Below are 14,860 nucleotides of genomic sequence, written 5' to 3'. Positions count from 1 at the left end.
CTCAGTGGATCGTGGCCAGGGCCTCGGCCAGGACGTCCTTGGCGTCCTTGACATCCACCTCGCGCATCTGGAGCGGGCCACCCGGCTCCGTCAGGCGGGCCGCCTCCGGGCCCCCGGCGAAGAACGGCGCGAACCCCAGCTCCTGGATGATCCGGCAGGCCGTCTCCCGGGCGTCCCGCTGATCGGTGCAGAGATACTCCGCGAGCAGCGGATCGTGCCCCCGCCGCCGGCCCAGCACGTCCGCCGAGATGGTGTTGAACGCCTTCACCCAGTGCACGTCCGGCGCCCACGAGATCAGCTGCTCGAACCCGCTCTTGGTGGACGCGCCCACCGCACGGCTGGTACCCGGCGCGTCCGGTACCCCGACGAAGGCCGGAATCTCCAGTGCGGACGGGAAACCGGGCGCGAACGCGCCGAGCCCGCCCGGCCCCGGCGCGCCGGGCGTCATCCCGGGCGGCGGGCTCGCCGCGACCGTCGACGGGTTGGTGGCGTCGATGACCACCTTCCCGGACAGCGCGTCGTGCGCGAGGTCGATGGCCTCGTGGGCCGACTCCCAGTTCGGCGCGAAGAAGGCGATCTCGCCGAACGCCGCGGCCTCCGGAACGGTCATCGCCCGGATGTGCCCGTCACCGTGCTCGACCAGGTCGGTCAGCCGATCCGGATGCCGGGAGGTGACCGCCACCTCATGTCCACTTTCGGCGCACCAACTCGCCAGAGTGCCGCCGAGCTGCCCTGCCCCAATGACACCGATACGCATGGTCTCAGGGTGCCCCGGCGATCACCCGTCCGAGCGGGGAACCGGGAAATCGGCGTACAGCATCCGCAACTCGACGGTGACCAGGTCGTCGACCAGCCCCTCCGGATCGGTGGCGGCGGCGAACGCGGCGGTGCGCAGGTCGTCGATCAGCGCGGCCAGCACCCGCGGCGCCGGGCCGTCCGGCGCCAGGCCGGCCGCGCGGTCCCGGGTGATCCGGGCGGCGAGCCGGGCCACGTGCGCCTCGCGCAGGCCGGCCCGCCACTGCGCGATCGGCGGGCAGCCGGGCGCCGCCGCGAGCGCCCCGGCGATCAGCCGGCCCTGGTCCCGCCAGAGCCCGGCCAGCGCGGTGAGCGACCGGCGCAGCGCGGGCACGTCCGGCCCGGTGCCGGCCAGCCACGGCTCGCTGTCCCGGCCCAGCTCGCCGGCCAGCCCGTGCAGCAGCGCGACCACGACGGCCAGTTTCGAGTCGAAGTAGAAGTAGAAGCTGGACCGTGAGATCTGCGCCCCGGCGGCCAGCTCGTCGATCGTGATGTCGGCCAGCGGCTTGCGCGCCAGCAGTGCCCGGGCGGTGTCGAGGATCGCTCGTTCGCGCAGGTCACCCTTGCTGGGGCCGCGGCGCCGGCCGGCCGGAACCGTCGTCATGACGATCACATTAACGCGGCGTCGATTTTTTCGACATACTGTCGAGTATCAACGACGACCCGTGGAGGATCCGATGCAGGAGATCCGTCTCGCCAGCCGGCCCAGTGGCTGGCCGACCGCCGACAACTTCGAGCTGGTGGAGCTGCCCACCCCGGAGCCCGGCCCGGGGCAGGTGCTGGTGCGCAACCAGTTCATGTCGGTGGACCCGTACATGCGGGGCCGGATGAACGACGTCGAGTCGTACGTCGCCCCGTTCCAGCTCGGCAAGCCCCTGGACGGCGCGGCGGTCGGCGAGGTCGTCGCCTCGAACGCGGCGGACGTCCCGGTCGGCGCCACCGTCCTGCACGGCCTCGGCTGGCGCGACTACGCGGTGCTGGACGCCGCCCACGTCCGCGCCGTCGACCCGGCCGCCGCGCCGACGCCGTCGGCCTACCTGGGGCTGCTCGGCATGACCGGCCTCACGGCGTATGTCGGGCTGCTCGACATCGCCCAGTTCCGCGAGGGCGACACGGTCTTCGTCTCCGGCGCGGCCGGCGCGGTCGGCAGCGTGGCCGGCCAGGTCGCCAAGCTGCGCGGCGCCAAGCGGGTCATCGGCAGCGCCGGATCCGCCGAGAAGGTCCGGTACCTGGTGGACGAGCTGGGCTTCGACGCCGCGTTCAACTACAAGGACGCCCCGGTCCGGGACCAGCTGCGCGAGGCGGCCCCGGACGGGATCGACGTCTACTTCGACAACGTCGGCGGCGACCACCTGGAAGCCGCGATCTCGTCGCTGAACAAGTACGGCCGGGTGGCGCTCTGCGGAGCGATCGCCCAGTACAACGACACCGCCCCGCCGGCCGCCCCGCGCAACCTGGCCCTGGCCATCGGCAAGGAGCTCACCCTGCGCGGCTTCATCGTCAGCAACCACAACAAGCGGATGCCGGACTTCGTCGCCGAGGTCGGCGCCTGGCTGCGGGCCGGCCAGATCTCGGCGCAGGAGACGGTCGTCGAGGGCCTGGCCGGCGCGCCGGAGGCGTTCCTCGGACTGCTGCGCGGGGAGAACACCGGCAAGATGGTGATCAAGCTCTGACCAGCAGGTCCCGGATCTCGCCGGCGACGAGATCCGGGACCTCCTCGGCCATGAAGTGCCCGGCCCGCACCGGAACGTGCCGCAGGTCCGGCGCCCACGCGCCCCAGAGCGCCGCCGCGTCGAACCCGAGCAGTGAGCCCCAGTCCTGCTGGAGCACGGTCACCGGCATGGCCAGCGTCCGCCCGGCGGCCCGGTCGGCCCGGTCGTGCGCGAGGTCGATGCCGGCCGTGGCGCGGTAGTCGGCCACGATCGACGGCACCGCGTCCCGGCTCGCGTCCAGGTAGGCCCGCCGGACATCGGCCGGGATCGCCGCCGGATCCCGGGTCCAGACGTCCAGGAAGTGGCCGAAGAACTCGTCGGCGGTGGCCGCGATCATCCGCTCCGGCAGGCCCGGCGGCTGGGCCATCAGGTACAGGTGCCAGCCGACCGCCGCGCTCGCCCCGCGCATCACGTCCCACATGTCCACGGTGGGCAGCACGTCGAGGCTCGCCAGGTGGGTGACGGCGTCCGGGTGGTCCATCGCCGCGCGGAACGCGACGAGCGCGCCGCGGTCGTGCCCGGCCAGGGCGAACCGCTCGTGCCCCAGCTCCCGGGCCAGCGCCACGATGTCGGCGGCCATGGTCCGCTTGCTGTAGACGTCCGGCCCGGTCTCGACCGGCTTGTCGCTGGCGCCGTACCCGCGCAGGTCCGGGCAGATCACCGTGTGATCCGCGGCGAGCGCGGCGGCGACGTGCCGCCACATCAGGTGCGTCTGCGGGAAGCCGTGCAGCAGCACGACCGGGCGTCCCGACCCGGCGACCGCGGTGTGCAGCGCGACGCCCTCGGCGACCTGAAGCCGGTGGTACTCGAACATGGGTGATCCTTTCGTGGTGACCTGCGAACGAGCTTGCGGAAGGCGAATGAGCAACCGATGAGCGAGATCCGCTTCGGGGTTCTGGGGCCGCTGGTCGCCACGGACGCGGCCGGGACGCCGATCGCGCTGAAGGGGCCGATGCACCGGGCCGTGCTGGCCCGGCTGCTGGTGGCGAGGCGGCGGGTGGTCCCGGTCGGCGACCTGGTCGCGGACCTCTGGGTGGCGCCGCCGGACGGCGCGGTCGCCGCGGTGCGGACGTTCGTCGCCGCGTTGCGGCGCGCCCTGGAACCGGACCGACGCCCGCGGGCGCCGGCATCGCTGCTGGTCACCGAGGGTTTGGGGTACGCCCTGCGCCCCGCCCCGGAGGCCGTCGACGCCTGGAGTTTCGAGGCGGCGGTCCATGGCGACCCGGCGCGGCTGGAGGAGGCGCTGAGCTGGTGGCGGGGTCCCGCATACGCCGATTTCCCGGACGCGCCGTGGGCCGCCGCGGACCGGGCTCGCCTCACCGAACTGCGCCTGCACGCCGTCGAACGCCGAGCCGCCGCCCGCCTGGACGCCGCGGCCGTCGCCGACCTGGACGCCCACGTTACCGCGCATCCGTGGCGGGAGGAAGGCTGGCGCCTGCTCGCCCTCGCGCTGTACCGGGCCGGTCGCCAGGCCGACGCCCTCGCCGTGCTGCGCCGCGCCCGCACCCTGCTCGTCGAGCAGCTGGGGCTGGACCCGGGACCGGCGCTGCGCCGGCTGGAGGAGGACGTGCTCCGGCAGGCGCCGGCCCTCGACCCGGGCGCGGATCCGCTGGCCCGGGCGGCCGAGGCGTACGACCGGCTGGCCGGGGGAGCGCGCGCCCGGCTCGAGTCGGCGGTCGGGCTGCTGCGGACCCTGGCGGTGACCGGGGCCGGTGGCCTGCGTGCGGCCCGGGAGCAGCGGAGCGCGGCGGTGGCGGCGGCCGAGCAGCTCGGCGACCCGGAGCTGACCGCCCGGGTGATCGGCGCGTACGACGTGCCGGCCGTCTGGCCCCGCTCCGACGACCCGGAACGGGCGGCCGGCATCGTCGCGGTGGCCGCCCGCACCCTCGCCGCGCTCCCGGCCGGCCGGCCCGCGGCCCGCGCCCGGCTGCTGGCCACCATCGGGCTGGAGTCGCGCGGCACCACCGACCCGTGGCCGGGCGAGTGCGCCCGGGAGGCCGAGGCGCTCGCCCGCGGGCTGGACGATCCGGGGCTGCTGGCGTTCGCGCTGAACGCGACCTGGATGCAGCGCTGCCACCGGATCGGCACGGCGCCGGAACGGGACGCGATCGGGGCGGAGCTGATCGGGCTGGCCGCGCCGCACGGGCTGGTCACCGCCGAGGTGCTCGGGCACCTGATCCGGGTGCAGGCGCGGGCCGCGCTCGGCGACCTGCCCGGGGCGGACCGGCACGCGGCGGCGGCCGGGGAGCTGAGCGTGCGGCACGAGCTGCCGCTGGTCGGGGTGTTCACGGCCGGCTACGCGGCGCTGCGGCTGGACCTGGGCGGCGCCGGGTTCGGCGAGGTCGAGCGGGCCTACCGGGGGCTCGGCGAGCGACTGGACGCGGCGGAGATGCCCGGGCTCTCCGACGGGCTGGTGGCGCTGGCGTTGCTCGGGGTGCGGCTGCGGCGGGGACTCGCGCTGCCCGGGGTGGAGGGCTTCGGGGCGTACGCGAAGTGGGTCTTGCCCTTGTGGGATCACCGTGAGCTGCGGGATCTCCCGGACCCGCCGCCGGGCCTGCTCGCCGACGCCCTCTGGTGGCTGCTCGCGAAAGCGGCCCTGAGCTGCGGTGATCGGCCGATGATGGACCGCGCGCGGACGGCGCTGGCGCCCGCGGCGGGGGAGTGGGCGGGAGCCGGGACCGGGATGCTGGTAATCGGAAGTGTGGGTGAACAGCTCGCGAAGCTGCATCAAACGGCCGACGCGGAGAGTTGATCTTTTGGATACGGACCGTCCGGCTGACGCCACTCATCCGTATGGACGACGTCACTGACGGAAAGCAGACACTAGCGTTCCCGTGTGGCAAATCGGTTCCAACTTTGGGGTCAGGCGGGCTGGGCTAGCGCCGAGGTCGTCGGTGAGACGCACTACGCGAAAGCGATCCGTGCCCTCTTCGGAGCCAAGCTCGACCCACAGGGAACCGACATCACCGTCCCCGTCCAGCTGATACCCGACCGCAGCAACCGCCACGACCGCAATGCCGTCGGCGTCTGGTCCGACAACGCGCTGCTCGGCCACCTGCCGCGCCCGGAGGCCGCCCGCTATGTCGGCGTTCTCACCGAGCTGACCAAGCGCAACCTGATCCCCGAGGTCACCGCCCAGATCCACGGCCGCGAGTGGGGGGAGTACGACGGGCGCCCGCCGGCCTTCGTCGGCACCATCCGCCTCGACCTCGCCGAGCCGCACATGATCGTGCCGGCCAACGAGCCGCCCCGCCAGGAGCACCGGCTGCTGCCCACCGGTTCGGCGCTCCAGGTCAACGGCCAGGAGCAGCACCTCGACGCGCTGGCCCGCTTCCAGCGGCCGGAGGGCGAGTGCTGGGCCTACGTGACCCTGCACGAGATGGCCGGCCACCTGGTCGAGGTCCGGCTCGGCGACGCCCGGGTCGGCGACCTCAGCCCGAAGATGAGCTTCGAGCTCACCCCGGTGCTGCGCCACCAGTCGGAGCGTGGCCTGGTGGTGGCGGCCCGCGCGATCGTCAAGAGCAACGCGATCAAGACCGAGGTAATGCTCTACGTCTCCCGGGTCCAGGACCTGCCGGAGAGCTGGACCGGCCCGGTGGCCCGCAACGCCGCCGCCCCGGGCCGGGTCGCGCCGGTCTCGCCGCCGGCCGGCACCCCGGCGCCGGCCCCGGTGACCCCGTCGCCGGCCACCACCCCGGTGACGCCGACCAGCGGCGGCCCGAGCCTGCCGGCCGCCGGCACCTCCGCGGTGCCCAGCTGGATGAGCTCCAGCGACGCCGTGCCGGCCTGGGCCTCGCAGGGCAGCGACGCGCAGCCCACCTGGATGGACCGCAGCGAGCTGGTGCCGGCCTGGGTGCAGCCGAGCGGACCGGTGCCGAGCTGGGCCGCCTCGGTCAGCGGCCCGGTCCCGACGATCGCCGGCCGGACCCAGGCCGAGCAGCCGGCCGTGCCGGACGTCCCGGCCCATCAGATCCCCGGCGTGCCGACCTCCCCGGTCCCGGGCACCTCGCTGTTCGGTGGCACCGGGGAGATCGCCGAGACCACCGTCATCCCGGCGCTCAGCGCGGTGATGGCGAACCAGCACGCCGCCGCGTCCGGCACCGCACCGGTCTCGCCGGCCCCGGAGCCGAACCGGCACCCGCCGATCCCGCCCGCGCCCACCGGCATCAAGTTCCAGGTGCCGCCGGGCTGGCCGACCCCGCCGGACGGGTGGTACCCGCCGGAGGGCTGGCGGCCGGACGCCGGCTGGCCGCTCGCCCCGGCCGGATGGCAGTGGTGGGTCCCGACCTGGGACTGATGGTGCTGCTGTGACTGGTGCGCCGACCAGTTGGGCGGAACGTCGGATTAACCCGAAAAAACGCCACCATGCGGCCCGTTGCCTTGCTGGAATGGGAAAATGCGGTGGGATCAGTCGGACGGGTTGACGGGGCGGCCGGATGCCCGGGTGCGGGCGACGCTGGAGTCGTGGCGGGACGGGCTGCTCGACCTCACCGGCGCCAATCCGCTGATCGACGTGCGGACCACGGCGCCGGGTGTGGTGGAGATCGTCAGTCCGTCGCCGCGCAGCGTCGTCGAGGCGCTCCAGCAGGGCCGCGAGTGCGGCTTCCTGGGCATCGAGGAGCAGGCCGAGGGCCCGCGACCGCGCGCCGCCCACGTCTTCCAGACCGCGATGACCGACGCGGAGATGGACGCCACGCTGCGCGCCCTGCGCCGGGCAGCCCGCCGTGACCTGCTCGAACAGGGCGTCGCCACGCTCTACCTGGGGCTCGGCACGGTCCGCTGGAGCGACGCCGGCAACGAGCATTGCAGCCCGATCCTGCTGATCCCGGTCGACCTGGTCTGCCCGGACCCGGAGGACTACCCGCGGCTGCGGGCCCGGGCCGAGGACCCGATCGTCAACCCGGCCCTGGACATCTGCCTGCGCCGGCACAACATCGAGCTGCCCGCGGTGGACAGCCTCTCCGGGCTGGACGTCACCGTCTTCTGGGCCCGCCTGGACGCCGCTCTCGGCGACCACCCGGACTGGCACTCCGACGAGGCGATCATGCTGGCCCGCTTCGCGGTGCACCGCGAGGTGATGTACACCGACCTGCTCGACCACGAACGCAAGGTGCTCGCCCACCCGGTGATCCGCGCCCTGGCCACCACCCCGGAGGCGCAGTCGGGCGCGTTCAAGTTCGAGGTGATCGCCGGCCGCCGGCTGGACGAGGTCGCCACCCCGGACGACGTGCCGCTGGTGCTCGACGCCGACGCCGCCCAGCGGTCCTGCATCACCGCCGCCCTGCACGGGCGCACCTTCGTGATGCGCGGCGCGCCCGGCACCGGCAAGTCGCAGACCATCGCCAACATGATCGGTGTGCTGCTGCACGCCGGGCGCCGGGTGCTGGTGGTCGCCGAGAAGGCCGCCGCCCTGGACACCGTCCGGGACCGGCTCGCCCCGGTCGGGCTCGACGACTACCTGCTCGAACTGCACAGCGGGCAGACCGGCCGGGACCGGGTGGCCGCCGCGCTGGCCGCCGCGCTCGACTTCATCCCGCTGCCGCCGCCGGACCTGTCCACCGACGAGCGGGAGGCGTTGCGGGAGCATCGGCAGCGGTTGAACGCGTACGCCGAGGCGATGAACGAGGTCCGCGAGCCGCTCGGCCACCGGCTGCACGACGTGCTCGGCATGTGCGCGCAGATGACCGACGTGCCACAGGCCCCGGCCCTGGCCGAGCTGCCGATCCCGCTCACCACCCAGTCGCTGCAACGCGTCCGGGACGCCGCCGAACGCCTCGGCCGGGCCTGGCGCCCGGCCCGCGAGGGCGAGGACTTCCTGTGGCGCGACGTGATCGACCACCACCGTCTGGACGCCCGGCTGCACCAGGCGCAGACCGCCCTCGACCACCTCACCGAGGCGATCGAGAAGGACCCGCTGTCCGAGGCGTTCCTGATCGGCTCGATCGGCGAGGCGATCACCCTGACCACCCTGGTCGGGCATGCCACCCGGCGCCCGCCGGAGGCCGCCGACGAGTGGCTCACCATGGCCAGCCTGGAACCGGTCGCCCGGGCCGCCGAGGGGCTGCTGCGTCACCTCAAGGCGCTGCACCAGGCCGAGGACGCGGTCCGGGCCAAGGCCGGGGCCACCTGGAGCGCGCTGCCGTCGCCCGCCAAGCTGCCGATCATCCCGAGCCTCGGCCACCTCAAGCCGCCCGCCGTCGAGCTGCTCCCGCTGACCGCGGCGCAGGCCCGCGGCCTGGCCCGCCGGTTCGCCGACGAGGCCGACCGGCTGGAACAGCACCAGCACAGCCTGGACCGGGTCACCGCGCGGCTCGGGCTGCCCAACGTGGTGGCGTTCACCGACCTGCCCCGGCTGGCCGCCATCGTCGACCTGCTGTCCCGCCCGGACAAGCCGGAGCCGGCCTGGTTCGACGGGCTCGGCACCACCGCCGCGCACGCCGCGATGCGCAACCTGCGCCGGGTGGTCAACGTGGTGAAGGCCGCCGAGAGCCGCGCCCGCGAGCACTTCAGCGACAACGCGCTGGCCGAGCCGGTGGACGAGCTGGCCCAGCGCTTCGCCCACCAGCACAAGGGGCTCCGGAAGCTGAGCGCGCAGTCGCGCCGGGACAAGAAGGCCGCCGCCACCATCGCCCGGCCCGACGTCAAGCGGTCGCAGGCGGTCGCCAACCTGAACGCGGCCGCCGCCTGGAAACGCGCCCTCCAGGAGCTGGCCGAGGCCGAGGAGCAGCACGCCGCGATCCTCGGCAAGCACTGGGCGGGCACCGACACCGACTTCGACGCGATCGAGCGGGCGCTGGCCACGGCCGAGGAGACCCTGCGGATCACCCCGCCCGAGGCGCTGCCCACCGTGATCGAGCGGATCTGCGCGGCCACCCCGAACAGCGCGATCATCCGGATCGTCGGCGAGGCCGGCAAGGAGTTCGACCGGTGGACGGCGGCGCTGCGCACCCCGCCCGAGCCGGCGCCCCGGCCGCAGCTGGCCGCCGGCCCGATCCACGACGCGGTCACCTGGCTGCGCGCGCACGTCGAGCCGTTCACCGCGGTGGCCGAGCTGGTGCACGCGTACAGCCAGGCGGCCGGCCGGGACTTCACGCTGGCCGAGGCGGCCGCGATCGGCCTGCTCCGGGAGACCGCCGCGGAGGCCGCGGCCGCGCTGTCGGCCAACGCCAAGGAGTACGCCCGGGTGCTCGGCGCCGCCTACCGCGGCACGCAGACCGACGTGGAGGCGCTGGCCACCGCGATGGCCTGGACCTCCGAGGCGCGCCGGATCCGCAACGGCGGGGACATCGCGTTCACCGCCGAGCAGGCCGAGCTGATCGGCCGGGCCCGGCCCAGCGACAACCTGCCGGCCCGGGTCGCCGAGTGGCAGTCGGCCCGGGACTGGATCCTGCGCGCCTTCGCGCCGAGCCGGCACCCGGCCCTCGGGATCGCCCTGGAGGAGCGGGAGTCCGCCCGGGAACTGCTCCGCGAGCTGCTCGACGACAGCCGCGGGCAGCAGGAGTGGTTCGACTACCAGGCGGCCCGGGCGGTGCTCGCCGAGCACGGCCTGGACCCGGTGGTCGACTTCTGTGCCCGCGAGGACCTGCCGGTCGAGCAGATCCTGCCGGTGCTCGGCCGCGCCCTCTTCCAGTCCTGGGCGGACGAGATCATCCGGGACGACGACCGGCTCGCCCCGCTCGACGCGGTCGGCCGGGACCGGCTGGTCGACGAGTTCCGGCTCTGGGACGAGCGGCTGCAACGGGCCGCCGCCGCCGAGGTGATGAACGCCGTCGACGCGCTCCAGCCGGCCGAGTCGGCCGCCGGCGAGGCCGCCCTGCTCCGCGCCTCGGCCGCCCAGCAGGGCCGCCGGCTGCCGGTCCGGGACCTGCTGGCCCGCACCTCGCACGCCGCCCTGGCGGTCAAACCGTGCCTGGTGATGTCCCCGGCCGACGTGAGCCGGCTGCTCCCGGCCGACGTGCTGTTCGACGTGGTGATCATCGACGAGGCGTCCCGGGTGCCGGTGCCGGACGCGATCACCTGTGCCTACCGCGGCAACGCGCTGGTGGTCTGCGGCGACGACCGGCAGCTGACCGCCGCCCCGATCCCCGGCGGCGACCCGCGCTCGATCCTGGAGCTCGCGCTGAACTGCGGCGCGTTCCGGGTCCTCGACCTCACCACGCACTACCGCAGCCGGGACGAGTCGCTGATCGCGTTCGCCAACCACGCGTTCTACCAGGGCCGGCTCACCACCTTCCCGGCCTTCGCGCCGCCCGGCCCGGACGCCGGCGTGCAGCTGTACCCGGCCGGCGGCGACCTGTCGATGGCCGAACTGGTCGCCACCCGGGTCGCCCACCACCTGGTCACCCGCCCCGAGCTCAGCCTCGGCGTGGTGGTCTGCACCGCCGAGGACGCCGCGGAGATCGAGGCCGCGGTCGCCGACATGGTGGTCCCGCCCGAGGACGACCGGCTGCGCGGCTTCTTCATCAAGGACCTGGACGCCGTGCAGGGCGACGAACGCGACGTGGTGATCTTCGCGATCGGCGCCGACCTGAGCCTGCTGACCGGCCCGGACGGCTGGCGCCGGCTCAACGTGGCCACCACCCGGGCCCGACGCCGCCTCGAGGTGATCTCCGCGGTCCGGACCCGCGACGTGCCCGCCGACTCCCGGCTGGCCGACTTCCTGGACTACGCGGCGCGCGGGATCGGCGCGCTCAGCCTGGACACCGAGCCGGAGCCGCTGGAGTCGCAGACGCCGTTCGAGGACTCGGTGCGCGACGTGATCCGCGGGTGGGGCTATCGGGTGCAGACCCGGGTCGGGGCCGGGGCGTACCGGATCGACATCGCGGTGCGCCGGTCGGCCCGGCGCAACGCGCCCTATGCGCTGGGCATCGAGTGCGACGGGACGACGTACGACTCGGCGCCGACGGCCCGGGACCGGGACCGGATCCGGGAGCAGGTGCTCGATCGGCTCGGGTGGAAGCTGCACCGGGTGTGGGGGACGGCCTGGTATCTGGATCGGGAGCGGGAGGAGACTCGGCTCCGGGCGGCTATCGAGGACGCGTTCGCGCAGTTGCCGGAGGAGGCGGAGGCGCCGGAGCTGACGGTGGCGGGTGCTTCGGTCTCGCCGGCTCCGAGTGGGGCCGCGGAGGGGGCTGCGGCCTATGCCGCCGGGTTCGCCGACACCGAGGCCGAGGATTTCGCGTACGACCTGAGCACGGCCGATTCGTCGGAGCCCCGGGTCGAACGTTCCCGCGTATCCCAGGAGGAACTGGCAGCGGCGGTGGCCGGAGTCTCGTCCTCCAGCCGGTCAGCCTCCCCGTCCGCCGCGGCCACCTCCGCCGCTGCGGTCTCGCCCTCCGTTGCGGTGTCGTCGTCCGCTCCGGTGTCCTCCGCCGCTGCGGTCTCGTCGTCCGCTGGGGCCTCGTCGTCCGCTGCGGTCTCGTCGTCCGCTGCGGTCTCGTCCGCTGGGGCCTCGTCGTTCGCGCGGGCGGAGCCGGAGATCGTGCTCGCCTGGAACGATGCCGGGGACATCGGGCTGGCCGAGGCCGAAGCGGTCGCTGAGGCGGAGCTCGCCGCGGCCCACGAGACCGACGGCGTCGACATCCACGACGCGGTGGTGACCGAATATGACTACGACGCGCCACTGACCGCCTTTGCCGAGGTCTCCCACCTCGACGAGCCGGCCGCCTTCTCCGGGGAGCCCGCTCCTTCCTTCGGCTCTTCCTCCGCCCCTTCCTTCGGCTCTTCCTCCGGTTCGTCCGTCGTCTCTTCCTCCGGCTCGTCTGTCGGATCTTCCGCTGGCTCTTCCCTCGGCTCCCTCTCCGGCGAGCCGGCGTCTGCTCTCGGTGAGCCGGTCGGGGTGTCCGGGGAATCGGTTCCGGCCTCGCCGGAGTCCGCGGAACGGGCCTTCTCCGGACCCGGCCGGACCGGCACCGGGCCGTCCGACGTGTCGCGGATCGCGGCGCAGTTCGCGGCGGCGCAGGCCGGCGCCGAGGAACTCGCCGTGGTCGAGGCCTACCTGGGCGAGGAACTGGAGACCCAACTCCGCGACGAACCCGCCGCCGAGCCGGTGACCTCCCAATCCCCCTATGCCGAGACGGCCTGGCCCGCCCCCGCGGCCGAGGACACCGTGCGGGCGGACTGGCCGTTCGCCAGCCGCGCCGAAGACCCGGACCGCGTCGACTGGGCCGCCCACCAGGAGGCCGGCTGGTCCACCGGCCGCCACGCCGCGCCCGAATCACCGGTGTCCGACGAACCTGGGCAGAGCCGCGAATCCGCACTTTCCGGCGGCCCAGTTCAGAGGCACGGATCCTTGCCGACGGACGAGTCCGTTGGGGCTCACGGGTCTGCGCTGCTGGACGAGTCCGCCGGTGGATCGTCGGCGCCGGGCGAGGACAGCACGATCCGGGCCGAGTGGCCGTTCGCCAGCCGGGCGGAGGCTCCCGAGCGGGTCGCCTGGCCGACCGTGAGCAGCACCGACCAGGAGGAGGAGGCCGACCGGCCGGAGACCACCGCGCAGAAGCCGGTGTCCGAGGTGCAGTGGCCGACCGCCGACCTGGACGAGACCTCCGCGACCGTCCACCGGTCCACCGGCCGATCGGCTCTCGCCGACGAGAACGCACGCCAGGTCGCCTCGGTATCCTGGCCCTCGGCCAGCCGCGACGAGTTGGCCGCCCGGCTCGGCGCCGCCAAGCGCTCACCCGTGACCTCCGCCGACGAACGCCAGGTCTCCTCGATCAACTGGCCCACCGCCAGCCGCGAAGACGAACCCGCTCCCCAGCGCGTCGAATGGCCCACCGCAAGCCGCGCCCAGACAGCCGAGCCGGTCGAGTCGCCCACCGCGAGCCGTGAGCGGACGGCCGAGCCGGTCGAGTGGCCCACGGCGAGCCGTGGGTCGATGGCCGAGCCGGTCGAGTGGCCCACGGCGAGTCGTGAGTCGATAGCCGAGCCGGTCGAGTGGCCCACAGCGAGTCGTGAGCGGACGGCCGAGCCGGTCGAGTGGCCTACCGCGAGTCGTGAGTCGATGGCCGAGCCGGTCGAGTGGCCCACGGCGAGCCGTGAGCAGGAGTCCGAGGCGATCGCATGGCCTGCCGCGGGCCATGCGGACCAGGTCGAAGGGGTGGCCGAACCGGAGCGCGAGGTCTCCGTCGTCGAGTGGCCGACCGCCAGCCGTGCGGAGGAGCCCGACTGGCGCCCGGCCTCGGACCTGACCGCCGCCGGCTCGGACCTGACGGCCGCAGGCTCGGATCTGGCCGCCGCCAGCCGTGAGGATCTGGCCGAGGTCGCCGCTCGCTTCGGCGTCGGCACCGAGGAACTGGCCGCGGCCGCCGCCCAGTTCCTGGCCGGGCTGCGCGACACCACCGAACCCGCCGACCGCCTGGGCGCCATCTCGCAACTCCGCACCGAACTGGCCGAGTCCGCCAACCTGCACCCGGATCTGGCCGACGCCGCCGCCACGGTGGCCGAGCAGTCCCTGAGCTCGGCACTGGGGGAGACCCACCAGCCGGCCTGGTACCAGGCGATCGAGGGCCAGCCGGACCTCGCCGCCGCGGTGGCCGAGTTCGAGGAGACGATGGCCGCGCCGCCGGGCTGGACCCACCCCGCCCAGACGTGGACGGCGACCGGTCCGGTGGACCACGCCGGGTTCGAGGTGGCCGCCCGGGGACCGCACACCGACGAGTGGGCTCACCCGTACCAAAAAGCCGATCTGGACCCGCTCCCGCCCGGCGCCGTCCTCACGGACCCGGCCCTGCGTCCGGAATTGATCGCCGCCGTCCGGCGCCTCGCGGAGATCGAGGGACCGGTGCACATCACCGTGGCGCTGCAACGCATGCGCGAGGAGTGGGGCCTGACCCGGATCGCCCGGACCGCCCGCGCCGCCATCGAGGACGCCATCGAGCAGGCCGGCGTGGCGTGGGACGGCACGTTCCTCGGCGACCCCGACCAGCCCTACCCGGTGGTCCGATACCGCGCTGACGGGGTGGCCCGCAAGGCCGACCAGGTCGCCGACGCCGAACTCGCGATCGCCCTCGAAAACCTGGTGATCGACGGCGGCGTGCTGTCCGTCGACGAGTTGCTGGCCGCCGTCACCAAGCTGTACGGCTGGTCCACCCGCCGGTCGACCGAGCTGGACGCCCGCATCACCGGCCTGCTGGCCGACCTGGTAGCCGAAGGACACCTCCTCCAGCAGCCCGACGGCCTCTCCGCCGCCCACGACCTCCCCGACGCCACCCAACTGCCCCACCACGAGACCGCCCGCCACCGCCTTCACCACCCCACCCGTCACTGACCCGCCCGGGCGCTATCGCCCGAACCCACCACCCCGCGCACCAGCGGCCGGGTCTGACCGCCGGTTCCGCGGCGGGCAGGTGATC

Annotated in this window: 7 protein-coding genes; 4 read left to right on the top strand and 3 right to left on the bottom strand. The window is 74.4% G+C overall.

Translation table 11 applies throughout. The annotated features are described in order from the left end of the window. Position 1 precedes the first annotated feature (1 nt). Together Aiant_RS06320 and Aiant_RS06315 are read right to left on the bottom strand one after the other, a co-directional pair. Positions 2-757 (bottom strand): NADPH-dependent F420 reductase, encoded by a 756-nt coding sequence (locus Aiant_RS06320; RefSeq protein WP_189335153.1) that lies wholly within the window; start codon positions 755-757, stop codon positions 2-4. A 21-nt stretch (positions 758-778) separates the two neighbouring features. Continuing rightward, positions 779-1,399: a TetR/AcrR family transcriptional regulator gene (locus tag Aiant_RS06315; RefSeq protein ID WP_189335154.1), complete on the bottom strand. Its 621-nt coding sequence runs from the start codon at positions 1,397-1,399 to the stop codon at positions 779-781. Positions 1,400-1,472: 73 nt separating this feature from the next. Between Aiant_RS06315 and Aiant_RS06310 the strand changes: the two genes are divergently transcribed. Continuing rightward, positions 1,473-2,468: an NADP-dependent oxidoreductase gene (locus tag Aiant_RS06310; protein WP_189335155.1), complete on the top strand. Its 996-nt coding sequence runs from the start codon at positions 1,473-1,475 to the stop codon at positions 2,466-2,468. On the opposite strand, the gene Aiant_RS06305 is transcribed toward Aiant_RS06310, so the two are convergent. Further along, positions 2,458-3,321, bottom strand: coding sequence for an alpha/beta fold hydrolase (locus tag Aiant_RS06305; RefSeq protein WP_189335156.1), 864 nt, complete (start codon positions 3,319-3,321; stop codon positions 2,458-2,460). The two genes, Aiant_RS06310 and Aiant_RS06305, sit on opposite strands and share 11 nt — an antisense overlap. A gap of 57 nt (positions 3,322-3,378) precedes the next feature. Here Aiant_RS06305 and Aiant_RS06300 point away from each other — a divergent pair, with 57 nt between their 5' ends. From Aiant_RS06300 to Aiant_RS06290, 3 genes are all read left to right on the top strand, one after another. After that, positions 3,379-5,259 (top strand): AfsR/SARP family transcriptional regulator, encoded by a 1,881-nt coding sequence (locus tag Aiant_RS06300; RefSeq protein ID WP_189335157.1) that lies wholly within the window; start codon positions 3,379-3,381, stop codon positions 5,257-5,259. 84 nt (positions 5,260-5,343) lie between these two features. Beyond that, the gene (locus Aiant_RS06295) at positions 5,344-6,804 is read left to right on the top strand and encodes a hypothetical protein (protein WP_189335158.1); all 1,461 of its coding nucleotides are present in this window, start codon (positions 5,344-5,346) and stop codon (positions 6,802-6,804) included. A 99-nt stretch (positions 6,805-6,903) separates the two neighbouring features. Beyond that, positions 6,904-14,775, top strand: coding sequence for a DUF4011 domain-containing protein (locus Aiant_RS06290; protein WP_189335159.1), 7,872 nt, complete (start codon positions 6,904-6,906; stop codon positions 14,773-14,775). Positions 14,776-14,860: the final 85 nt, after the last annotated feature.

Source organism: Actinoplanes ianthinogenes, from assembly GCF_018324205.1.
In the GTDB taxonomy this organism is placed as follows: Bacteria; Actinomycetota; Actinomycetes; order Mycobacteriales; family Micromonosporaceae; genus Actinoplanes; species Actinoplanes ianthinogenes.
This window is presented reverse-complemented; position numbering and strand designations above follow the sequence as displayed.

Coding starts and splice junctions, on each gene's coding strand:
- Aiant_RS06320 (WP_189335153.1), bottom strand. CDS start 757: ATGCGTATCGGTGTCATTGGGGCAGGGCAGCTCGGCGGCACTCTGGCG.
- Aiant_RS06315 (WP_189335154.1), bottom strand. CDS start 1,399: ATGACGACGGTTCCGGCCGGCCGGCGCCGCGGCCCCAGCAAGGGTGAC.
- Aiant_RS06310 (WP_189335155.1), top strand. CDS start 1,473: ATGCAGGAGATCCGTCTCGCCAGCCGGCCCAGTGGCTGGCCGACCGCC.
- Aiant_RS06305 (WP_189335156.1), bottom strand. CDS start 3,321: ATGTTCGAGTACCACCGGCTTCAGGTCGCCGAGGGCGTCGCGCTGCAC.
- Aiant_RS06300 (WP_189335157.1), top strand. CDS start 3,379: ATGAGCGAGATCCGCTTCGGGGTTCTGGGGCCGCTGGTCGCCACGGAC.
- Aiant_RS06290 (WP_189335159.1), top strand. CDS start 6,904: ATGCGGTGGGATCAGTCGGACGGGTTGACGGGGCGGCCGGATGCCCGG.